Annotated in this window: 17 protein-coding genes and 5 pseudogenes; 3 read left to right on the top strand and 19 right to left on the bottom strand. The window is 36.7% G+C overall.

From position 1 onward, the window contains the following. Window positions 1–96: 96 nt before the first annotated feature. Window positions 97–834: a YoaK family protein gene (locus QWZ06_RS08485; RefSeq protein ID WP_290297195.1), complete on the top strand. Its 738-nt coding sequence runs from the start codon at window positions 97–99 to the stop codon at window positions 832–834. On the opposite strand, the gene QWZ06_RS08480 is transcribed toward QWZ06_RS08485, so the two are convergent. After that, window positions 818–1120 carry a helix-turn-helix domain-containing protein gene (locus tag QWZ06_RS08480; RefSeq protein WP_290297193.1) on the bottom strand — a complete coding sequence of 101 codons (303 nt, stop codon included), beginning with the start codon at window positions 1118–1120 and terminating at the stop codon, window positions 818–820. The two genes, QWZ06_RS08485 and QWZ06_RS08480, sit on opposite strands and share 17 nt — an antisense overlap. Continuing rightward, the gene (locus QWZ06_RS08475; protein ID WP_290297191.1) at window positions 1101–1412 is read right to left on the bottom strand and encodes a helix-turn-helix domain-containing protein; all 312 of its coding nucleotides are present in this window, start codon (window positions 1410–1412) and stop codon (window positions 1101–1103) included. The genes QWZ06_RS08480 and QWZ06_RS08475 overlap by 20 nt, the downstream gene beginning before the upstream one ends. Before the next feature lie 190 nt (window positions 1413–1602). On the opposite strand from QWZ06_RS08475, the gene QWZ06_RS08470 reads away from it, so the two are divergent. Beyond that, complete coding sequence (locus QWZ06_RS08470) at window positions 1603–2337, top strand: helix-turn-helix transcriptional regulator (protein ID WP_290297189.1); 735 nt, start codon at window positions 1603–1605, stop codon at window positions 2335–2337. Between the two features lie 72 nt (window positions 2338–2409). After that, on the top strand, window positions 2410–2943 hold the full coding sequence (locus tag QWZ06_RS08465) for a dihydrofolate reductase family protein (protein ID WP_290297187.1): 534 nt from the start codon (window positions 2410–2412) through the stop codon (window positions 2941–2943). An 88-nt stretch (window positions 2944–3031) separates the two neighbouring features. Here QWZ06_RS08465 and QWZ06_RS08460 read toward each other — a convergent pair whose 3' ends face one another. The 17 genes and pseudogenes from QWZ06_RS08460 to QWZ06_RS08375 form a co-directional block, all read right to left on the bottom strand. After that, complete coding sequence (locus tag QWZ06_RS08460; RefSeq protein ID WP_290297185.1) at window positions 3032–3319, bottom strand: molybdenum ABC transporter permease; 288 nt, start codon at window positions 3317–3319, stop codon at window positions 3032–3034. A gap of 118 nt (window positions 3320–3437) precedes the next feature. After that, entirely contained in the window at window positions 3438–3887 is a 450-nt protein-coding gene (locus QWZ06_RS08455) for a DUF3872 domain-containing protein (RefSeq protein ID WP_290297184.1), read from the bottom strand. A gap of 11 nt (window positions 3888–3898) precedes the next feature. Next, window positions 3899–4458 (bottom strand): annotated as a pseudogene (locus tag QWZ06_RS08445) (conjugal transfer protein TraO). Between the two features lie 20 nt (window positions 4459–4478). Next, on the bottom strand, window positions 4479–5378 hold the full coding sequence (gene traN, locus QWZ06_RS08440) for a conjugative transposon protein TraN (RefSeq protein ID WP_290297180.1): 900 nt from the start codon (window positions 5376–5378) through the stop codon (window positions 4479–4481). A gap of 23 nt (window positions 5379–5401) precedes the next feature. Beyond that, window positions 5402–6726: pseudogene (gene traM, locus QWZ06_RS08435) on the bottom strand (conjugative transposon protein TraM). Window positions 6727–7010: 284 nt separating this feature from the next. After that, window positions 7011–7439: a hypothetical protein gene (locus QWZ06_RS08430; protein ID WP_290297178.1), complete on the bottom strand. Its 429-nt coding sequence runs from the start codon at window positions 7437–7439 to the stop codon at window positions 7011–7013. 11 nt (window positions 7440–7450) lie between these two features. Continuing rightward, window positions 7451–8074 carry a conjugative transposon protein TraK gene (gene traK, locus QWZ06_RS08425; protein ID WP_290297176.1) on the bottom strand — a complete coding sequence of 208 codons (624 nt, stop codon included), beginning with the start codon at window positions 8072–8074 and terminating at the stop codon, window positions 7451–7453. Window positions 8075–8096: 22 nt separating this feature from the next. After that, window positions 8097–9091 (bottom strand): annotated as a pseudogene (traJ, locus tag QWZ06_RS08420) (conjugative transposon protein TraJ). Between the two features lie 2 nt (window positions 9092–9093). Then, on the bottom strand, window positions 9094–9726 hold the full coding sequence (locus QWZ06_RS08415) for a DUF4141 domain-containing protein (RefSeq protein WP_290297175.1): 633 nt from the start codon (window positions 9724–9726) through the stop codon (window positions 9094–9096). 27 nt (window positions 9727–9753) lie between these two features. Continuing rightward, window positions 9754–12256 (bottom strand): annotated as a pseudogene (locus tag QWZ06_RS08410) (TraG family conjugative transposon ATPase). Next, window positions 12253–12583 (bottom strand): annotated as a pseudogene (locus tag QWZ06_RS08405) (DUF4133 domain-containing protein). The pseudogenes QWZ06_RS08410 and QWZ06_RS08405 overlap by 4 nt, the downstream one beginning before the upstream one ends. Before the next feature lie 11 nt (window positions 12584–12594). Then, the gene (locus QWZ06_RS08400; protein ID WP_026706465.1) at window positions 12595–12900 is read right to left on the bottom strand and encodes a DUF4134 domain-containing protein; all 306 of its coding nucleotides are present in this window, start codon (window positions 12898–12900) and stop codon (window positions 12595–12597) included. Between the two features lie 270 nt (window positions 12901–13170). After that, window positions 13171–17244: a leucine-rich repeat domain-containing protein gene (locus tag QWZ06_RS08395; protein WP_290297169.1), complete on the bottom strand. Its 4074-nt coding sequence runs from the start codon at window positions 17242–17244 to the stop codon at window positions 13171–13173. A gap of 18 nt (window positions 17245–17262) precedes the next feature. After that, the gene (locus QWZ06_RS08390) at window positions 17263–18720 is read right to left on the bottom strand and encodes a type I restriction-modification system subunit M (RefSeq protein ID WP_290297167.1); all 1458 of its coding nucleotides are present in this window, start codon (window positions 18718–18720) and stop codon (window positions 17263–17265) included. A 4-nt stretch (window positions 18721–18724) separates the two neighbouring features. Beyond that, window positions 18725–19537, bottom strand: a complete 813-nt coding sequence (locus QWZ06_RS08385; RefSeq protein WP_290297166.1) for an HNH endonuclease family protein — start codon at window positions 19535–19537, stop codon at window positions 18725–18727. Next, a complete protein-coding gene (locus tag QWZ06_RS08380; RefSeq protein ID WP_290297164.1) occupies window positions 19534–21048 on the bottom strand; it encodes an AAA family ATPase in 1515 nt (504 codons plus the stop codon). Before QWZ06_RS08380 ends, QWZ06_RS08385 begins: the two co-directional genes overlap by 4 nt. Beyond that, window positions 21035–22732, bottom strand: a complete 1698-nt coding sequence (locus tag QWZ06_RS08375) for a restriction endonuclease subunit S (RefSeq protein ID WP_290297163.1) — start codon at window positions 22730–22732, stop codon at window positions 21035–21037. The genes QWZ06_RS08380 and QWZ06_RS08375 overlap by 14 nt, the downstream gene beginning before the upstream one ends. Window positions 22733–22797: the final 65 nt, after the last annotated feature.

Raw genomic sequence — 22797 nt, 5'->3', positions numbered from 1 at the left:
ATTTTCGACAACAAATGTACGAATGTTGTTTGTTATATTCAATTATTAGGTACGTTAAGAAAGGTAGTTTTGTAAATTTGTGATAAAGAAATTTATATGTTTAGACATAAAGGGAAAGGACGTACTTATTCCCACAATCTCAAATTAGCCTCAATTCTATCTGGTGTAGCAGGCGTAGTGAATATCGTAGGGGTATTAGAATTAAATATGTTAACCACTAATGTAACAGGACATTTTGCATTCTTTTCCGAAGAACTGGTATTGAAGAATTACAGTATGGCTTTTATTTATCTTTTCTATATTATTTTCTTTCTGTTCGGAGCTTTTATGTCAAGCCTGATTATGGAATGGGTCTCAAAATACAAACCGCAGACTTCTTATGTGATACCTATAATTATTGAAATAGCACTATTACTTGGTGTTGGTTTCTCTGCCTTTCTGTTACCGAAAGAACATCACTCAATTGCTATCCTTTTGTCCTCCGCTTTACTTTTTTCTATGGGTTTGCAAAATGCACTGGTAACCCGTGTATCTCAGTCGGTGGTACGAACCACACATCTTACAGGACTTTTTACAGACTTGGGAATAGAATTATCCCAATTGTTTTTCTATAGAGAAAAGCTGGAACGGTTACGATTAAGAAAAAGCATTTTTTTGAAGTTAGCGATCATTTCCTGTTTCTTTCTCGGTGGTATCATAGGCGGGTTTACTTACCCGTATTTTGGATCAAAAACACTATTATTTCCTGTTACCTTATTGTTGTTCACCCTGTGGTATGACCGCTTATTATTTCGATATTATTATTTGAGAAGGAAATTCAGAAGTCAGCACTAAGCTTATTTCCAGTATAATTTTGCTCCAGTACAGATAGAATGTCTGACTGCTTATAAATTATCTTGCCTCCAATCTGTACGAATGGCAGGATATTATCATCACGGTATTGCTGTAAAGTCCTCTTGCTGATATGTAACAACCTACAAACATCTTCACCCGACAAGTAGATTTCTCCGTTCATTACAGGACGGTAGTTCTTCAGTATTTCTTCAATACGGTATCTCAACCGTGTTATCATTTCCTGATGGGCTATGATTTCTTCGGCTTCATTCGTCAATAAATCCATTGTGATTTGTATTGTAAGGCTGTCCGGCTTCGAGCAAAGCCTGTACATCCGAGAGTTTATAATAATTCTTGCGGTTCAGTTTTGAATACGGGAGTAAGCCTTTGTCCTTATAGGTCTGCAAAGTCCGTTTGGTAATATTCATCATCAAGCACACCTCCTGATTATCAAGCCACTTTTCCTCTTTAAAAATCGGGGTGTATTTTTGGGTAGCATTTTCGGTCAGTTCCAAAAGCTCCCTTATATCATTCTTCATTCCGTCCAATGCGGATTTTTGTACTGCGATAACTTCCATTGTTTGCTCAATTTTTATGTGGAAGTTGAATTTATAAAGGCTTTTTGCAGGGTTGGCAAAGGTTGCACCCGTTGGCTTTGAAAGGCAGTATTTGTCGTTATGCTATAAGTTTTCAGAGACTTTTATTTTGTAAATTTGAAAAGATAAATTCTACTGACGGTCATTCTAGCGAGCGATACCACAAAAACCGATGAAGTACAAGAAAATTAATCCTTGCAAAGAGTTAGATCCCCTTATTCATTTCTATTGGGAACTGAAAGGGAACGAGACTGAAAGGCAATGGGAACGGGTTTTTCCAGATGGTTGTGCTGGTATAGTAATGAATGCAGGAAATACTTGTTTGACAGATAACGGTTCTGTTTCTATGGACTTCGGGAAGACTTATGTAGTTGGTGCAATGAACTCTTTTAAAGATAGCTTTATTGACAGCGATACACATTTGTTAGGTGTGTGCCTGAAACCTGGAACTTTTGATAATTTCTATAGCTTTGCTTCACAAAATGAGCTAACCAACGACACTATTGAATTTGAAAAACCTAATTCATTTAATGTTGACAAGATATTTGACAACCCATTCGATTATTTTGACCAATTCTTTTCGAAAAGAATAAAGAGTAAAAACAATCAGCTACAATCAGTTATCAATGATATATATTTAACAAACGGTCAAATCAGCATTTACGAACTATCAAAAAGGAATTTCATAACCGTAAGACAGTTGGAACGAAATTTTAAAAAATTCATTGGATTATCACCAAAAGAATATTCAAATATTATTCGTTTTCAAAATGCTTTAAGATTAATCAAAAACTCAAATCAAACACGGAGCTTGTTAGATATAGCATTTGAATGCGGCTATTATGACCATTCGCATCTTAGTAATGAAATCAAGCGAAATACCGGACTTTCACCATCGCTATTATAATTTGTCGCATTTTTACAAAGTGCAACTGGTTTTCGAAAAGTAATTTTGTCAAAACATTTAAACTGAAATCACATGCGAAAAATATCACTTTTCATTGCAATGAGTTTAGACGGTTACATTGCACAACCAAATGACGACCTAAGCTTTTTGAAACTTGTAGAAAAAGAGGGTGAAGATTATGGCTATGCTGAATTTACGTCCACAATAGACACGATAATTATTGGTCGAAAAACCTATGACTATGTAGTTAACGAAATCGGAGCATCTCATTATGACAACGGTCAGCGGGATATTTATGTCATCACAAGAACTGAAAGACCGAAATTAGGCAGGACTACTTTTTATACAGGAGACATCACGGAATTAATCAAACGGTTAAAATCGGAAAATGGAAAGAATATTTATTGTGACGGCGGTGCTGAAGTAATCAATGAGCTATTGAAACATGACTTAATAGACGAGTTTGTAATTTCGATTATTCCAATTTTATTAGGTAATGGAACAAAACTTTTTAAAGACGGAAGACCGGAACAAGCTATTGAATTAGTAACAACAAAAACATTCGAAACTGGATTGACGCAACTACACTATAAGCGGAAAAAGTAGATTTCAGTTTACTTTTTTAGTTAACCAAAAATCGGATAACCTCCCGGGCTATCCGATTTTCATTCAAATATTATTGCTGGATGGAATATTATTTTCGTGATGATTGTTTTATCTGTTGCATTTTTTTAATCTTCTCTTTGTTCTTGTCTCCTTTAGAAGAAGCCCATATACCTAACAGTCCGAAAATAATCAGGGCGTATGCAATCCATTTGCCAATACGTTCTATAAAACGTAAAAATACCGATGCTTCAAAGCTCGAAAAACCTTCTGTTCCCATAGGGCTTCGTCTGTAAAATTTCCTACGACTTATCCAGTAGATAAGCCCAATGCCCAATATAAGGGCGACAATGCCTATTACCAAAGTAGGAGTATCCATAAGCTACACTTTTAAATTAACGGTCATTCTCACTTCTATAAAATTAAACATTTTATTTGTATGAATAAAAAAACGGCTTACCTTTCGATAAGCCGTTACTTTACAAACACATAGTGACCTAATCGCTACTATTGAACTGAAAGCTTAACTGCTTTTCATTTCCGAAGCTGTCCGAAATCCAAACCTCAAAGGACTGTGATACGGCAGAAGTTGAAGTATAATACAACCTGAATTGTTCCGATGGCAACGAATATAAATCGTTAGGCAGGTATGGTGGTTCATCATAATATCTTAAAGTACCTTGCCCGTCAAACTGGAAATATCGCAGGAAATATTCTGTATCCATGTAATTACCCTTTCGCTGTATGGTAATGCGTATCTCAACGGTCTGCCCATTGGCAACATCTTTGGGTATAGGCATTACATTTACCTCGAAAGGAAAATTGTTCTGTATTTCGAGGTCATCATCTTTGCTACAAGATACCAGCGAAACCGAAGCTGTGAGGATTGCCAATAGTATATATGTAGGCAGTAGTCCCACTCTGAATTTATTAAAAATTGCTCTCATTGTTTTTCGTTTTAAAAGTTAAACCTTAATCCTACACCTGCGGACGGTCGGAACTGTTCCAGATCCGTACCCCATAAAACCTTTGTACGCCCTTGCAGGACTAACACAAATCGGTCTGAGAGGTAAGTTTCAAAGGTTAGCCGTCCGCCAGCTCCGTAAATGAAGTTGTCCTCGCTTACTATTTCGCACCGTCATACAACATCGCTTCGCCACGATTGATGCTTTCGTAACCGACTACGCCCATTATTCCTGCATTCAATGTGATATTCTTCCGGCTATCGCCAAGCAAGAACAAACTATAACCACCCTCGGCGGTGTAGATTTCCTGCGGTATGCGGAGGGTTTTATAGTCGTGGTATTGGTGCGTATATTCCAACGCCCAAATTTGGTAATTCCCGTTCTTACCGTTGACGGTCATCCCGATATTGAGGTAATAATCGTTACCGATTTTATCATCGGACAATACGCCTGCACTTGCTTCCAATCCTTTCTGTTTGGGCAGCATTCTTTGTGCCTGTGTAACCGTGATGGTCATCAGGAGGAGCATCACGGTATAGATATACTTTTTCATATAATTGCTTTAAAGGATTGTTAAAATTTCAGGTGCATATCATTAATCAAACGAGCTTTGATTAAATCGGAATTTTCTATCTGTAGCGTTTGATGCCTACCACCGTTCTTCTCAAAAATTTCAATCAAAAGCACCTTATCATCGGCAATGGTAAACTGATCTAACAGGAATACATTTTGCTCCATTGATTTTCCACTAATTTCGTCCAATGGCTTATAAGCACGTAGCGGTATCATTGGTCTTTCCTGTACTACAGTGCGTTTAGCTACTTTTTTATCCACAACTTTGAAATTGATAAAATCAATCTGAAACGGTACATTGGTACGATTTCTCAATTCGGTATGGAAGTAGTATTTGCCATTATGGATGTAAATACCTTTCAGTATAAACTGGATACCAAAACTCTTAGCTCCGATATGTTTTACAATACGTTTATCGTTTTTGTAAATGGTTTCTAAAAGCAAGCCAGCCAATGACGGAGAATTGTCGCCCAATTCTTCAAAAAGCACATCGTTACTGTTGGCTTTATCTACTGCTTTTTGCATCGTCAAAAGGTCATAGCTCAGTGCTTCCGGGCAAGAACTGTAATAGACATTAAAGCTGTAAAAACGTCCGTCATTGGTAATCACCGAAAAGTTCGTTTCCTGCTCAAATTCCCTTACCGATGCTTTTACACGCAATACGTTTTCCGCGTCATCCGCTTTTCCGGCAATCAGGTATTCACTGCCCAGATCCACATAACGGATGGCAGTCGGGAAAATCAGATGTGAAGTTTTATCATAGGTAACTTCCATTTTGTACGGGGCTATCTTGCCCAAAGCAAGTGGAGTTTTTGATTTTGCACTGTCCTGTGCAAAAGAGGTTACGGCTAAGCCGATGGTCAGGGCAAATGCTCCAAAGATTTTAAAAAGATGTTTCATTATTTTATTTTTTGAGTTCAACATTATTTTTTTGATACGAGAAACACCTGATGTCCTGCCTTTAGCGTAACTTTTGGTGTGCGAACCTTTTTGGCGAAATAGCCCGAAATACCCTGTACCACGCCACGGCTTAGATCAGCTGCAACCTGTTGTCCGGCATTTTGAGTAAGCATTAGGCTTGTTCCAGATTGTTGGCTCATATTGCCGGCCATTTCGGTAAGGGCATTCATTTCGGGAGAGTACGGAACATACAGACCCTGCTGACCGTCCAGATCGTAAATGGTAATCTCAACCGGAATGATATTGCCATCCAATTCGACAGAGGTTACTTTTAGCTGTAAACGTCCTGCCTGAAATTTGGCATTTGCCGTTACAATAGTCCCTTTTGGAATAGTACGGCTGGGCGTTTGGGCAGTTTCGAGCAAACGTAATCTAACTCCTGTCTCGCCAATTACCGTTTGTGCATCGTGTACGCAGGCTTTGATACTGTTTTTAGGTTGTGTGACCTGCTGGGTAGAACCTGCCGTGTAGAAGCCTCGGTTTTTGGCCTGACTCCAGTCGGCTAAAAAGGCACTATCTGTAGGCTCACGATACAAGGCAGATACGGTATTTTTTCTTGCTGAAGTGAATGATACAAAATGTTCTTTTTGTGTAGATACTTTTGGAGCCGGAGCTGCATCCTTGGCAGGCAAGGCTTCTGCTGAATTTGTACCTGTCGGAAGATACTTCGCTGCCATCTGATAGGACTTTTCCATCAATGCCAATTGGTCATCTACGGTAGCTGTTTTAGGTACATCCTTTTCTGCCAGTTGCTCTTTAAATCGTCCAGCTGTCTGCGGAGTTCTATCGTTTCACGATCGTCATCCTGGTAAAAAGAACCTAATGTAGATTGTGCGTTACGGTAGCTGTTGACTGTCGGATTACCATATCCACTGGTCTTTTTTCCAGCGTAGCTTTCTTGCTTATCAATCGTTTCATCTGTTAGTTCTTCTCTTTCATCGGTATTCCAATAATCAGAGAGCGTGGTCAACGAATTTCGCTTTTCAACATCCTTCTGTTCCAGCATATCTTGCTCATAAGCCTTTTGCTTGTCTGCCTGCATTCCTGCTCCTGTAGCTTGCGGAACCGCATCGTTCAGTCCAATGTTTTCAAGTTCTTTCTTGTCTTCCGATGGTTTAAAGATGAGGTACATGCATCCAAGAAAAACAATTCCCATCAAGCCAAATATCAATGGCTTTTTCAACTTATCCATCTTATTCTGCGTACTGTCTTGCAGTACGTCAGTGGTTGCTGTCGGATTTCCTTCCGTTACCCGAACAACCGTCTTTTTGTTTTCACTTTCTTTCATAAATCCTATTTTTAAAAATTGTTGATAATGTGTCCTGCAAGACTGTAGGACGTTCTTTATTTTTGAGGACAGGGTTTTCAATATGCTTAATGACCATATTGTTATCTGACTTTCCTGCATCATACCACACTTTAAATATTACCCCTGTGGTAAGAATTAGGTAAGCGACGAAAAAGTACAATGTGTATTTATGCTGTTTGCCAACGGGCAGTGCTCGCCAGCTTTCATCTAGCTTGTCAAAGTGCCTGTCCATGTTTGCTCTTAGTTTTTTCATAATTGTTGTTTTAAAGCTTGAAACGCTTAGTGCTTTTATCAGCCTTTTGCGTCTGCTGCTCGTTTACCAAAGCGACTGCCTCCACCGCTTTTGGAGCAGATATTACAGACAGGTTTGTCAGTTCTGATTTTTTCAGCAGTTGCCCGAATTGGTCTTTCCTTTCAATCTCCATTCTGTTGAGAGAAAATTTTCCGTTCAGGTATTTTACCCACATACAGCATTCTACACTTGGCTTATCTTCGCCCGACCATTGCAGGTAGCCTGTCAGTAGCAAGTCCTGTTTAGGCAAGCTGTCTATACCTTTTTGGCAGTTTTCAAGGTATTCACTAATGCTGTCTTTCAATTTTCCGGCATACGCACCCTGCGTATGAAAAAAGCCGTTATACCCTTTGTCGGTAAGGATTTTTACGAACGTATTTAAATCTGATAATGCTTCCATAAGATTGTTTTTTAGCGTTCAATAACTTCAATGTCCTTATTCTCCAGAACTGCAAACTTTTCAATATTGAAACCCTGGGGATTATTGTCTGAACGAACGGAGTTTACGAGATAGCAGGAAGTAATCAGGTTACGCCTGGTTACGTTGCTGGAACGGATAATGAATTGTTTCGCATAGGTGCGTACCGCATACGGATAGGTGTCGAAATTGCAGACAACGCTATCCACCTCAATACGCTGCTGTACATTGCCTGATATGATACGGTTGTAGTATCCTTTTTCCGAAAGGTCTTTGTAATAATCAAAGGCACTTTTATCTGCAAGATTGAAGGCCCTTTTCATATTGCTTTCAATGGCGTTCTTATCGGGAGCAAGTGTAAAGAAGAGTTCGTGAAAACGCCTGATGTGTTCTCGTGCCTCTACCGGGCGGTTGATACTTGCATCCTGCGAGAGTGCCAGCATCAATGATTTTCCATTATCCAGTACATAAACCTTTTGGCGTTGCTGCTCCGCAAAGTGGTAGGACTGCCATACGGCATATCCTACAACACTTATACAGAGTACGGCAAATACAAGGGCGTACAGCCTGATTTGGCGAAAACTGTTTTCGATATTTCTTAATGTTTTAAATTCCATTTTCTTAAATGTTTAATTGTTTTTATTTCCCCATTAATTTCCCGCCGATGTTTCCTGCTGCCGAACCAGCTCCAGCTCCGGCAATATTTCCGGATTTCATTGCCGTCTGGTTTACGTTACGTGTAAAGTTTCCTGCACCGCCTGCCTGGATGATCCAGCCTGTTACGGTTGGGATTGTGAAGTATCCTACGATACCGATAATCATAAATATGATGTACATGGTATTGCTTGTATCAGGTATATAGGTCGGATCGGCAAGCATGGCGATATCCCGTTCGAGTATCAGCGACTGTATTCTTGCCAGCATGGAACTGAAAAGATCGGAAACAGGCAGCCAGAGGTAAACGCTTACGTATCTCGTGATCCATTGCGTGAGCGTGGACTGAAAACCATCCCATACGGATATGGCAAAAGCTATTGGACCTAGTATGGAAAGCACTATCAGAAAAAAGGTCCGTATCGTATCAATGACGAGTGCCGCTGCCTGAAAAAGTATTTCCAGCAGATTGCGGAACCATTCCTTTATGGCTTTTTCTATCTGATAGCCTGTCCTGTCCATATACATTCCTGCCATTGTCCCTATATCGGAAGGTGACCAACCTAATTCATCCAGTTTTTTATCAAACTCTTCATCCGATACCATGTAGGCGGTTCAGGATTTCTGACCATTGCTTCATATTCCAACTGGTCTTTCTGCTGTTGCAATTTATTGAGGTCAAGTACCTGATCTTCGAGTATGGCATGGGTTCCCGTTACCACGGGGCTCAGTACTGCATTGATGGTTCCCAGCACAATAGTTGGGAAGAACATAATGCAAAGCCCCAAAGCAAACGGACGCAAGAGCGGAAACACATCAATTGGTTCGGCACGGCTGAGCGCCTGCCAAACCTTTAATGCCACAAAGAACAGTGCGCCTAATCCTGCAAGACCTTTAGCCACGGCCGCCATATCGCCTGCAAGCGGCATCATATCATCGTATAGTGAACGCAGGACTTCGTGAAGGTTATTCCATTCCATTTTTACCAGTATTTTTGGTTAGAAGTTCCGTATAGGTCGAGCACTCTCTTGGCATCGTTTTTCTTTTTCGCTCTCAGGTAGCTTACCGATATGTTCTTGTTGGTGTAATAGCGTACAAGGCTGTGGTATTCCTTAACTTCCTTATATACACGGTCAATAACATCCATACGCTCTTTGTCATTAAGCGAAAGGCTTGATGAGCTGATGATCTGTTTGAGTTCTTTCAGCAGTTCCGTACTTTCATTAAGCAGTGCAGAATAGCCATTGCCGATAGCAGTCAGTTCCTGTGGTGAGAAATTGGGATCGTTCATCATCTTGCCGAAATTCTGCACATACATTTCGGAAACATTACCTACCAAGAGTACAGTTTGCTGCACCTTACGGGCATCTTTTACCAGATTGTTTATGGCCTGAAGCTTATCGTAATATTCCTTTCCCTGCTTATAGACCTTTTCCACTTCCTTGAAATTCTTCACTACATTACTTACTGTGGAAGAAGTCTGTATGATTTCATTAGCACTGTTGAGAATACCCGATGCCAGATTTGCAGGGTCGGTTACTACAAATTGAGCTTTTGCTGAAGGTGCTACGGCAAGCATTAATGCCGTACACACCAGATACATTACTTTTTTCATTGTTCTGAAATTTTAAATTGTTAATGACTATTGATTTGATTTATCACGTCGCTGCATAGCGATGTGCTTAATGGCGAGCTCTACATTGCCGTCCAATTCTCCGGCGAGTTGCATGACTTCCATTTTTTCCGTTTCTTCGGTGGTATAGGCGAGATATTCCTCTAACTCACTTCTGTGGCATATACGGCAGACTCGGTTCCCCCCAAACCGATCCATACTTCTTTGTAAAGCCTTGATGGGTCGTTGTTCATATTGATAGAAAGCACCTGTCCTTTTTCCTTGTCGGTCAGCCCCAACATCGCCTGTATATCATCGAATTTGTTCATGTACTTGCGCTGGTCTAATAGGATTTTACAGTCGGAATTGTTGATGATACTTTCCTTGACGATTGGCGATTGGATGATGTCGTCCACCTCCTGCGTTACGACAATGGCTTCTCCGAAGAATTTCCTGACGGTTTTAAACAAATATTTTATGTATTCTGCCATCCCTTCCTTCGCAATTGCCTTCCATGCTTCCTCAATCAAAATGAGTTTTCGGATACCTTTAAGCCTTCGCATCTTGTTGATAAACACCTCCATAATAATGATGGTCACTATGGGAAAGAGAATTTTGTGATCCTTGATCGCATCAATTTCAAATACAATGAAGCGTTTGGATAAAAGGTCTAACTGCTTATCAGAATTAAGTAGGTAATCATATTCGCCACCCTTATAATAGGGCTCCAGTACGTTGAGGAAATTGGCGATGTCAAAGTCTTTTTCCCTGACCTGTTTTTCCTCTAGTACCTTGCGGTAATCTCCTTGCACATACTCATAGAAGCCATTGAAAGAAGGAAAAATACCCTCGTTTTTGATACGCTCTATGTAGCCGGAAACAGCATTGGATAAAGCGACTTCTTCAGAACGGGTTGGCGGTTCGTCATCACGTTTCCAAAGTGTCAGTATCAAGGTCTTTACACTTTCACGCTTTCAATATCGAACACGCCATCATCGGTGTAGAATGGATTAAAGGCAATAGGATTGTCTTCGGTATAAGTGAAGTAAACACCGTCTTCACCTTTGGTCTTTCCTTTGATGAGTTCGCATAAGCCCTGATAGGAATTACCTGTATCTACGAGCAGGACGTGAGCACCCTGTTCGTAATACTGCCTTACCATATGGTTGGTGAAGAACGATTTTCCCGAACCTGAAGGACCAAGTATAAACTTGTTTCGGTTCGTGATAATCCCACGTTTCATCGGCAGATCCGAAATATCCAGATGGATTGGTTTTCCGGTCAGTCGGTCAGCCATCTTTATACCGAATGGCGATGGCGAATTGTGGTAGTTGGTTTCTTCCGTAAAAAAGCACAATGCAGGCTCAATAAACGTATAGAAACTTTCCTCACTCGGAAAATCGCCTGCATTGCCCGGCATTCCTGCCCAATACAATGTGGCTACGTCCGTAGTGTTGTGTCTTGGCTTGCATTCCATTAGTGCCAAGGCACTTCCACAGTCATTTTTCAACTGTTTCAGTTCTGCCGGGTCTTCCGACCACGCCATTATATTGAAGTGCGCACGAATGGAGGACAGCCCGAAGCTGTGGGCTTCGTTCAAGTACTTTTCTATCCACTCTTTGTTGATTTGATTAGCTCTGGAGTACCGAGCCAAAGAGTGCATATTCCTTGCAGACTTCTCAAACTTTTGCAGGTTGTCTTCGCTGTTGTCTAAAAACAGGTATTGGTTGTAGATATGGTTACAGCTCAATAGCAAGCCTACGGGAGCGGCGAATGATAAACGGCAGTCACTCCGGTCGGTGGATAGTTTTTCAAATCGGGTATCTGCTGATACTGTTCCAGGCAGGTCTTCCGTATCGGACAAAGTATGCAGTGATAATCTTTTGTTGCCAATACGAACTTCTTCAGTTCCGAGTGCGATATCCTGCATTGGTGTTCCTGTTTCTCTTGACAACGTAAGGTATTGCTCCAGTAATCCCTGTTTATCATCCGTTCCGATAATTTCGTCTTCGGTAAGGCGTTGCAGGGTTATGAAACCGCTATCGTTCACGATACGTTCAAACTGTGCTACCGCTTCCATAAATCGGTGTATCGTTTCCTTGTTCCTGATTTCCTTTGGTATCAGTGAACCTTTGCAAAGCGAACTGAAGTTGCTTTGCATCCGCATTCTTTCCTTTGTGGTCTTGGTAAGGAATAGGTAGCAGTAGTGGTTAAGAAAAGGACGTTCGTTGAAATGGCGCTGATAGGATTTTGCCAAAAAACTCTGGTCTTCCTTAGCCAGATCGGGAGCGTAGTTTTCTTTGATGTACCAATCCTGTTTGTGGATAACCGTAAAATCGGGCAAGGTTTTGATCGCTTTGTGCCAGGCGGAATGCATGGCTTCGTATTCCGCGGAAGCTACCGTGAAGAGTTCCGGCAAACGCACAGCAAAGCAGGCTGTAATGTCCGCATCTTTGGATAGGATGCAGTTGTTCTCTACTGCCAGCAAAGGAAATTTGTTTTCCAGCGTTGTTGTTTTAGATGCATTTCTCATACGGTTTTGGCTTTAGGCGTGAACTTTAAATAGCGGTGTACAGGCTTGCGACAGATGATGTAGCGGGGATGTCTTTTGTTTGCTCCGATTTTCATCAGTCCGTGTTCGCCATACTTTCTGTTCAGTAAAGGTCTGCCACACGATTAAGGAAGCACCACCTACTCCGAGGAGAAGGCATATGTAGGAGTTTACGCCTGCCATATACAGTATCATCACAAGGATAAGTGTACCGAGAAGTCCACCGGCGAAGATGAACAGGTATTGTGCTTTCAGCCCTTTAAACTCAACCGTCCTTCCGATACCTTTGTTTATGTTGTAACTGTTCATAAGACAAAGGACTAAAGGAAGAATGAACGCAGAATAGTAGCTGCCACGATAAGGAATATACACGCACCAAACCAGCTCGCCGCAGTTTTCGATGTATCAGGGTCACCACTGCTGAACTTATTATACACCTTAACGCCTCCGATGAGCCCAACCACCGCACCGATGGCGTAGATTAATTGCGTTGCGGGATCGAAATAACTTGTTACCATTTGGGTAGCCTCGTTGATACCGGCTGTGCCGTTTCCCTGTGCGAATGCACCAATTCCTGACAGCATTGCCACTGCTGCCAGCAAAACTTTTTTTCTCTGTTTTTCCATAATTGAAACACATTAATTAGTTATCCTTAACCCACACCTTGTGGGCTTTCGTGACAAAGGTGTTTCAGAAAATGAGGCAGTCTAACAAAGTGGTAGTCAAAGGAATTGTTTGGCGGTGAGTGGCGGTATTTAAAACAAGAAAGGGCTGTCTCCCTATTAGAAACAGCCCTTTTTATGCTTATTTTTCCTTCCTTTTTTTAAATATTAAATAGTTCTTAAAAAAATTATGACCTAAATAATGTGATAAAATAGGTAAGAAGATGCGAAGAATTATAATGAATTATTATCTAATTTTCCTTTAACTTGTCTTTCGTAAATTTCTTCAAGATCACGACTTATTATTTCAATTTTCCCAGGATCTAAATCTTTTTCAATCATCATTCTTACCGATGCTGTAATAGTATTCCAAGCCATTTTGGGATTACTAAAATCACTAAGTGGTTTAGCTTGATAAGGTAGAGCAGAGAAACGCTGAAGATTGTATGGTTCCTTTCTACCCCAATCATAAAATTCCAAAATCACGGGTACAATTTTTATATTTTCCTTATTATCATACCGATCTATTGCAGTTTTTATTTCGTGATCAATAATATATTTGGTGCTATAAAAATATTCACTTACCATGAAAAATATAATGTCTGCTTCTTGAAATTTATATTTGATTTTTCCATCCCAATCATCACCAGGATTTAAACTGGTACAGTACCATGGCTCTTCAATTAGTTCAGCATCTACCAAAGGTCTCAAATACCTTTTCAAAATATGAATTTGTGCAAGATCTTTCTTTGAATACGATATTACTACTTTTTTCTTTTTAACGGGGTTGTCTATAAAATCCATGTAATCTTTTAGTTTAAAAAGCTTTTGTTGTTCTGATTTCACAGGTTCAGATAATTTCTTTTCTGAAAAGACATGTTTACCTATTTTGGCATTATCTTCAAGTAATTCTTTTGATATGTAATCAATACCATCCAAGGTAACCATTTCTTCGAGTTCATAACCTTGATTAACATCTCTAATGAATTTGAGCACATCATCTCTGAATATTGGTTTCTCTTTTTGAGATAAATCATAAATATCAATACAGGCATTCCCATTTTCATTACCAAGATGAAACCTTATCATTATAATTTCTTCTGTATTAGGGTTCTTTATAATCAAACCATCTTTCCAATAATAGAATATATCTTTATTTTTATCCGAAGAAAAAAGAGTTCCAAATTTCTGAAATATGCTTAAAATAACATTTTTTTGAATGAATCCTTTGAACTCAAATCTTCTATATGTAATCTGATTTTCATTAAGAAATAACTTTATTTTTCCATCTGGAATTTTAGGCAAATAAAGTGGAGCGATGTAAACATCTGAATAAGGATTTTTGAAAATAATTTTGAATTCCTCCATCATTAATAATAAGTCATCAACCTTATCATCATCTGTTCCAAGAATTCTTACTACATAATCTCGTTTAAATTCTCCTTTTTTTTCCATCAGTTTTTCAAGAACTTTATGCATGTTCTCAATTACCCATTTCTTATCTATATATATCTTTTCATCAGTGTCTTTACTTTTACATAATACAAGTCCTACCTGTTCTAAATATTTAACTAATCTTTTAGCTTGGGAATTGTCAATAGGGTCTTGGATTATTCCATTACAATAACTCATAAATTCTAAAAAGGTTAGTACTGGCTTCCCTTTATAAGAATTTATATTATTTTTTATTGCCTCATAGAATTTAGGGAGAACGGCACCAATAATATTCATTTTATTGAGCATTTCTAAAAACAAACTATCAAAATGATCTAAATTTCTTTTAGGTTTAATAGAGATATTAATCATGTCATAAATAAAAGAATAATCACTTTTGAGAGCCTTACTGTTCTGAAATATAATATTGGAAGCGTCATCAACCTTATTCTGTATCAAAAGAAGTGGACTATCATAAGTAACTTCTCTTTTTATTACAAATTCAAAATTATCTGCTTCAACATCTTTTGTGTAAAACTTTACGGAATCTAGCCAATATCTTATTGGATAATCTTGAGTTTCAATTGCAATTTCTAAATTTTCTCTTGTTCTCTGAGTGATTTTTCTTGAATTCAAATTATTAGTTTCTTTATCCCATAGAAGAAGATAAATTGTATTTGTGCTGTAGAATAAATGATGAGTATCATGGTAATAATCGTGGCCTCCAAAATCAAAAATATGTAATAAGCACTCTTCTCCGATGGTATTAACTGAATACTTACTATTTATAATTTTCTCTTCCATCCAAAGAGTAGGAAGATGGTCATCTTCAAGGCCATTTTCTTTATCCAGATATTTTACCAACGTTGATTTACCAACCTCACTGTTTCCTACTAGGATGACCTTAATGTCTTTATTAATATAACGTCCTCTTTTTTCTATATCGTCGAGTACTCCCAAAACCTCATCTTTACCAAGATTTACAATTTCCATTGGTGGTAATTCTAACGGATTTTTTGCTATGTTTAATGTATTTAACTCCCACTTATCATTGCTTATCCCAATACGGTCAATTATTCTTGTGATTGGTCTAATATCCCTAATAAAATTGTTATGCAAGTCTATTGTTTCAATACTTTCTAACTTGCTGATAAAGTCAACCGTTTTGATCTTATTATTGCTAAGATATAGCTCTTTAAGATTATTCAACTCATTTAAAAGCTCTACCTTCGAAATTTTATTATTATTTAGGTGAGCAACTTTTAGAGAGGTTAATTTCTTTAAACCTATTATATTAGATAACTCATTATTACTTAGATTTAAGTATTCTAGTTTACTTAGTTTAGAAATAGAAGTAAGAGAAGTAATACCCCATCTGTTCCATTTCTGATTATTGTACTCATTCCAATCGCCTCCACAAACCAAGACTTTTAGTTCGGACAATTCATTCATTAATTCTGGCAAAGATTTAATGCTGTTTTTATTTCCTTTGTTTTTACTAGTAAGTTTTCTCCATTTACCATTTTTATATTCAGCCCATTCATTACTTAAGATTAACACCTCTATATGAGTGCATTCAAAAAGTTCTGGTATAACCTCCAAATCACCTAGTCCACAATTTCCTAAATCCAATATTTTTGAATTTGTTCTTAAACATTCCTCAATTCGGAAACTTGCCAATGATAAATCTGTATATCCTAAATTGTCTTCAAGGGTGTGATCTTTTGTTACGGTTTCATTCCAAATTGGCTTGATAAAAGGGAGGTAAAGAATTCGACTACACAGGGCTCCAAAATTTTGAGGATTTTGAGATTTTATTCCTAGTCTCCTAAAAAAACTTAATACTGTTTCTTCAAATTCACCATTGTAATTTCTATCTGGGAAAATATTGTCAAAAGCTTTCTTTCTATGATTTTCAGAAAGCATGGTGAGATTAAAACTTGGAGATTTCAAGTATGCAAATGCATTTCTAATACTTGGACTCAAAGAATTATGTTTATCGGTCAATTTGAATTTAATCAAATTTAAAAACCAATCATTCTGACGGACTGCGGATTTAGCTAATACACGTTTATCTGGATTTCTATTCCAGATATTTTTATGATATGCATTAAAATCAATGTAAGCGATTAGTTCTCCACAAAGTATTGTAAATTCATGTTGCTCATTAGATAAATCAGAATTGATGAATTCTTTAAAGGTAATTCCTGAAGATTTAAATTGATTCGCTAATTTCTCATAAAAATCTTTGGGTAATTTATGTTCAATATATTCATTAAATTTTCTTTCAGCTAATTCATAATAAAATTCTGTATCATATTGGATTCTTTCAATAAATTCGTTTATCCGAATATTTGGAATTTCGGCTTCAATAACGAGTTGTCCACTACTAGTATCTATATCTAGAGTATGATTTTTTACAGAATAATGTATTTCTTCATCTGGAGTACAAAACGTTAGCCTGATGCCCTCCACATTTTTGTTTTCATAGAACGCAGAACGCATAATATTTAGACTTAAATCCGGCTGAAGCTTGCCTGCTCCTGTACCTAGTATTGGAGAGGCTATTTCTCTAATATATTTTAACTCTACTACTTTTTCTGCAAGTCTTTTCCCTATTAATCTGATTGCATAGTAAGCACTATCATGTCCATCGACAGTACAAACAAAAGCTATGAATTTTCTCTTCGATTTTTTAGGTAATATTTTGACATCACCAAGTTCATATTTCTTATTTTCCCAAAGATCTTCTGCAATATCTAATTCCTCTAAACCACTTCTAAAAGAATTAGAAATGGTGCCAGCTGTTGAAATTGGGATTAATAATAAATCACAATCGACATTAAAAATATTATCATTTAAAAAATCATTCATGCAAAAGGTTTTGTATGTCTAGTTCAACGAATCCTTAATCGTTCTAAAATTGGCTAAGGCACTTTCAATATTTTCAATAATATCATCAATCAATACTTCTGGATCAGGGAGATTATCCAAGTCAATAAGATTATCATCTTTTAGCCAAAATATATCCAAATTCGTTTTATCTTTTTCTATTATTTCATCATAAGAATATTTACGCCAACGACCATTTTCATTCTCTTGACCCCATGTCTCTTTTCTTTTTGAAATGTTAATTGCATTAAAACACCTTATGAAATCTTCTAAATGTTCGTGCTTTAATGGATTCTTTTTGGGAGTATGTCTGATGTTTGTTCGATAATCATAAATCCAAACGTCTTTAGTTGCTGGTAAATCCGATCTAGATTCTTTTTGAAAGAAAAGCACATTTGATTTTACTCCTTGAGCATAAAAAATTCCTGTAGGTAGTCTTAGTATTGTATGTAAATTTGTGTTTTCAAGAAGTTTTTTCCGAATTGTTTCACCAGCACCTCCTTCAAAGAGTACATTGTCTGGAAGAACAACGGCTGCACGACCATTCTCATTTAACATAGTTACAATATGCTGTAAAAATGCTAATTGTTTATTACTTGTAGTTACCCAAAAGTCCTTCCTCAGAAAATAGCCGTCTTTTTCTGCTTGCTTGTTATCTGTTGTTGGTATATCACTACTACTTATCCCAAAAGGAGGATTAGCAAGTACTATGTCAATTTTTTCAGATTCTAACACCTCTCCGTCCGCTCTTTTCAGGCTGTCCTTAACCTCTATTTCAGGAGTTTCTTTCAAATCCCCAACTCCGTGCAAGAAGAGGTTCATTAAACATAGTCGAGCCGTAGCTTTTTCAATTTCCCATCCTTTGAATGTATGGAATTTCAAAAACTCTTGTTCCGACTTACTAAGTTTAATATTTCTTAAATGATTAAGTACACCCAAAAAGAAACCACCTGTACCACAAGAAGGATCTGCAACTTTTTCCTTTGGTTTGGGTTGCATACATTCAACCATTGCAGTAATTACCGCCCTAGGCGTAAAATATTGACCCGCTCCGCTATTTTCAGCATTTTTTTGTAATAAGGATTCATAAATCTCACCCTTAACATCTATTTCCTGTGAAGTCCAATCTTCTTCATCAATTAGGTTAATTAATTTTTTAAGCTTAACAGAATCGTGTATTTTGTTTAATGCTCCCGCAAATATTTTGCTAAGCATGCCGCCCGAATTAGAGAGCTTTTTTAATATTAATTCGTAAGTTTCTATTATTTGACTAGAAGATTTCAACTCTTGCCAATCACATCCATCAGGAATTTGATACTGATTTTTATTTTCATCTGCCATTTTGAGAAAAAGCAAATAAGTAAGTTGTTCCAAGTAATCGCCATAACCTAATCCGTCATCGCGAAGAGTATCACAGAATGACCAGATTTTTGCTACTAATATGTTTGTTGATGCCATTTTTTTATTCTTCAAGTAATTTATATGCCCAATCTTCTCCAGATGCTCTTAAACAAGAGCGAACTGTAGAGGTTAATTCCTGTTCAAGAGAAAGCATCGTTCTTAGTTTGTTAATTTCAAACTCTTTTTTGGATTTATTTTGATTAGTCGGCTCATTATTATATACGGAGTTTAATCGATTTACTTCCTTTATAATAATTGTTGTGTCTTGCCACTTTAGTTTTCTAGCTTCTTGCAAATCTGGGTAATTTAAATCTAAGTACTCAATCGTATACTTAGCCCTGTCATGATTCCATTTTTCTAAATTTTCAGGAGCCGAAGGTTTTATGCTTCCGTTGTTATCAAAATTTAAAAGCTTGACATCCTCTTTCACTGTAGGATCAAGGAAGTAATATACCTCATCAGAAATTGGCCCAGGTTGAACAACTCTATTATACTTTACTGCAAAATGGTCTCCCTTTTTTACATTTCCGACACTTCCACATAGTCGATAATTAGTAATTTCAAAAGTCAGCCACCAATACCCATCTTTGAGAGGGGTAAGTTTATCAAATATATCTTCTGTTCTTTTTTTTGGTCTAAAATGATCTATATGCAAATGGGAATACGGATTTTTGGTTTCCGAATACCAACACTTTCCGCATGACAATACCTTTAAGCTATCTTTTAAGAGCTTCCATATACGGTGATTTTGATCGATTATTTTATTTCTATCATCGTTATTTTCCGCTTCTTTAAGCTTTTCTAGTAATATGCCCACTTTATTCAACCATTTCTGATTAGGTTTTTCAAGCTTAGTATTGTCAATGTAAATCATGAGTCTTTCGCATTTTGATTATCCATTTTTTTTGCAATAAATTCAGAAAAATCAGGATCTTTAAATGTGTAGTTAAATCCCTCATTACTCAAAACTTCAAAAAGTTCTTTAAGCCTTTTTTGATCAGCATCAGTGAAATTACCCTTACTTTGTTTATACAGTAATAAATTTCTCTCTTCTAACAATTCATTTGTTGCTCTGTCAAGGGTCGTTGGCATTCCAAATAGTGGACTTGTTAAAATACCAGCAACTCCTAAGCCCCTAGGGCTTATATCTGGCTCTACTACAATCGTTTCTAAGTTCTCATTTTTTTTAAAGACACGTATTTGTTCTTTATCTAATCCACCTATAACTAATGGATCATGCGTACAAAAAACGATTTGTGTCTTAGCAGATTTACTAACTACATTTTCTAAAAACTCCAGGTATTTCCATTTCCATAACGGATTCAAATGAGTATCCGGCTCATCGAGAAGAATAAGTGCTTCATCATCTTTTGTGAATTTAAGTAGGCCAAGAACTGTAATTAATTGCTTTTCACCTTCACTAAGTTCACCCATAGCCAATTCGTCTTCAACGTGTTCTTTTAAAACTTTTATCCTGACATCCTGATCCTCTACTAATTCAGAATAATGAAGACTGCATAAAGCATTAAATAGGGTTATCTTATTTTCATATTTCATCTCGACAAATGCTCTGATAGCTTCTTTATCTTTCAAGAAAAGAAAGAGCCTGTTTAGTGTTTCTCTTTTATTTAAAGCTCCTCTCACAGTTTCCTTGTAAAACATTGGTACAATAGAAAAATTCCACAAATCTTCAATGAACCTTCGAACTAAGCCTGCTGTATTCCAAAAATGATCCGGATCTTTACGAGATTTAGACCAATTAGGTTGCTTTAGCATAAAAAGCGCTGAACCAAAATCTACTATATTAAGTTCTCTTTTTAAAAAATCAATAGTTTCTTTCTCTTTCTCGTCAAATAAATAAAAAGCGATTAAAGCAAAACTGGCATGAATTGGCTCAACTAAGAAAATACGAGGCATTTCTTTAAAGTCCTCATATTTAGATTTTGGATCCATCATTTTCTTGAATTGCTGAATCTTGTGATCTGCGTACAAAGATTTTAAACGCTCACTTAAACCCGAGTAGTAAACAAAAACATGGCTCGGTAAATATTCATTTTTGTTTTTGAAAAACTGTGTTTTTGATTTCAATTTTTCACCATCTATACAGAAAGTATATCCTGTTTTTACTGAATAATCAACTTCTATAACTTTGTCACGACAGGTATATTTAATCTTATATTCAAAAGGTTGACTTTGCTTATGTAACATTGGAACTCTTTCCAGATCTAAATCTCTAAAGATGATAACCAACGCCTCCATAAAATTAGACTTACCAGTAGCATTTAATCCAAGCAATACTGTCTCCATGGAATTTTCACCAAAATCAAAATAAAAATCTTCCAGATTCTTGAATCTACCTTTTATTTGTACGTTATTTATTTTCATCTTTTAAAGTTAAAAGTGATTCTGTCTCTGATTTCAACTCATCAATTTGATAGTAAATTTCTTTTATTTCACTGTAGAATCGTTCAATATCTCCATCGCTCGTTGATTTTTCCCACAACTCTTGAGCAGATATTGGTGTATTAGATTCTTTCAAAATTTCAAGTATGGATTTTTTCTCTTCCATTTTTTTCTTTTCTTTTGGTTTGTTAAGATTTATTTCTTTTTGCTTTTCAAGATATAATCTTTTTTCTTCTTGTATATCTTTCAACAAATCTTCTATGGATCCATTTGAAATATAGTTAACAAGTCTACCCTCAAATGCCTTTTTTAGAATTGAATGTCTAAGCGCAATAATTTCCTTCAAAACATTTTGTGCGGATTTTTCTAAATTATCAACTAAAGTAAATCTCGATTCTAATATTTCGACAATCTTATCTTGTTCTAATATAGGAGGAACCTTTAATTTGAATTTCTTTATGTCTTTTTGAAATAGATGCGGAATAGCACTTCCAGATATTTTTTCATTCACCAAACGTTGCATATTAGGACCGAGAAAGAAATAATATAAAAAATCTGGATTGAAGACCTCTCTTGAATCTATGACTAATAATGAAGAGTTTACAGTGGCTTTACCAGGCAGCTTTTTAATAATTCCTACTTTACCAATACCAGCCCCATCTTTGCATAGTAAAATATCATTTATTTTCAATTGTATCTCTGAACTTTCTTCATATCGCTCGATTGAAACAAAATTCGCATCTTTAAAAACAACATTTTTCCCATAATTTAAAGAGTGGACGGAAAGAAAAAGAGCTCCTTCATTAGTATACTCCTTCTTTGTCAATCCTCGCCAACCAATTCTGGCATTCATATTAACTAAATTATCTAAACTAGATATTGCCCAACTATAAATTTCATCATCTCTTTTATAATCAAATTCAAAATCAATTTTGATCTTTTTCCTTTTTTTGTTTTCTATCTCCGCATCATATTTCTCTTTTCTCTTTCTCTTTATATTTGTCAATTCCTGATGAGCATCCATAGATAAATCCTGCCTCCAATTCTTAGTCAATACACCTTCAATGGCATTTTTCAAGACTGCCTGTCTATAAATTTTCAAGCTGTCAATTGCTTTTTTTAATCCCTTTTCAGCATCATCAAGCTTACTAAATAATGATTCTATTTGTTGAATTATTACTCGTTGTTCTTTTAAAGTAGATATAGGAATAGGAAATACTTGTAGTATCTTTTGGCTAATATTAGGCTGTGCTCCACCAACTCTTTTCTGTAAAAGCCTCTCTCTATTATGTAACAAATAATAATATAGATATTTACTTTCAAAGCTACTTGTTGTTTTTAGAGCAGCAACAGCTTGATTTGTTGTAGCATCTATTCCTAAGAATGCTAATTTTCCTACTGTTGATCCATATAAAGCGATTAGTAATGTTCCTGAAGGAACTATTTTAGCACTAGAATTTTCAATCGCTTCTTGGGTTATTGTCTCTTCAGTTTTAATTATTGTACCATGATTCAATTCGCCAGATTTTACCCAAGGAATATCACCATTATAATAGCTGTGATTCCCTCTATCTGGCGTACCTCCACTAGATAGTAATGCTATTTCTCCTATAGTAGTCCATGCCCAACCTTCAGGTAAATTATATTTTTCTTGTTGTTCTTTCATTTTTAAATCTTTCCAAAAGATTTGTCTTTATAAATTTGATACATTTTACCCCAGACATCAATTTG

It is taken from the genome of Chryseobacterium tructae (assembly GCF_030409875.1).
Taxonomy (GTDB): domain Bacteria; phylum Bacteroidota; class Bacteroidia; order Flavobacteriales; family Weeksellaceae; genus Chryseobacterium; species Chryseobacterium tructae.
The sequence above is the reverse complement of the archived record's forward strand: the minus strand, read 5'-3'. Positions and strand labels throughout refer to the sequence as shown.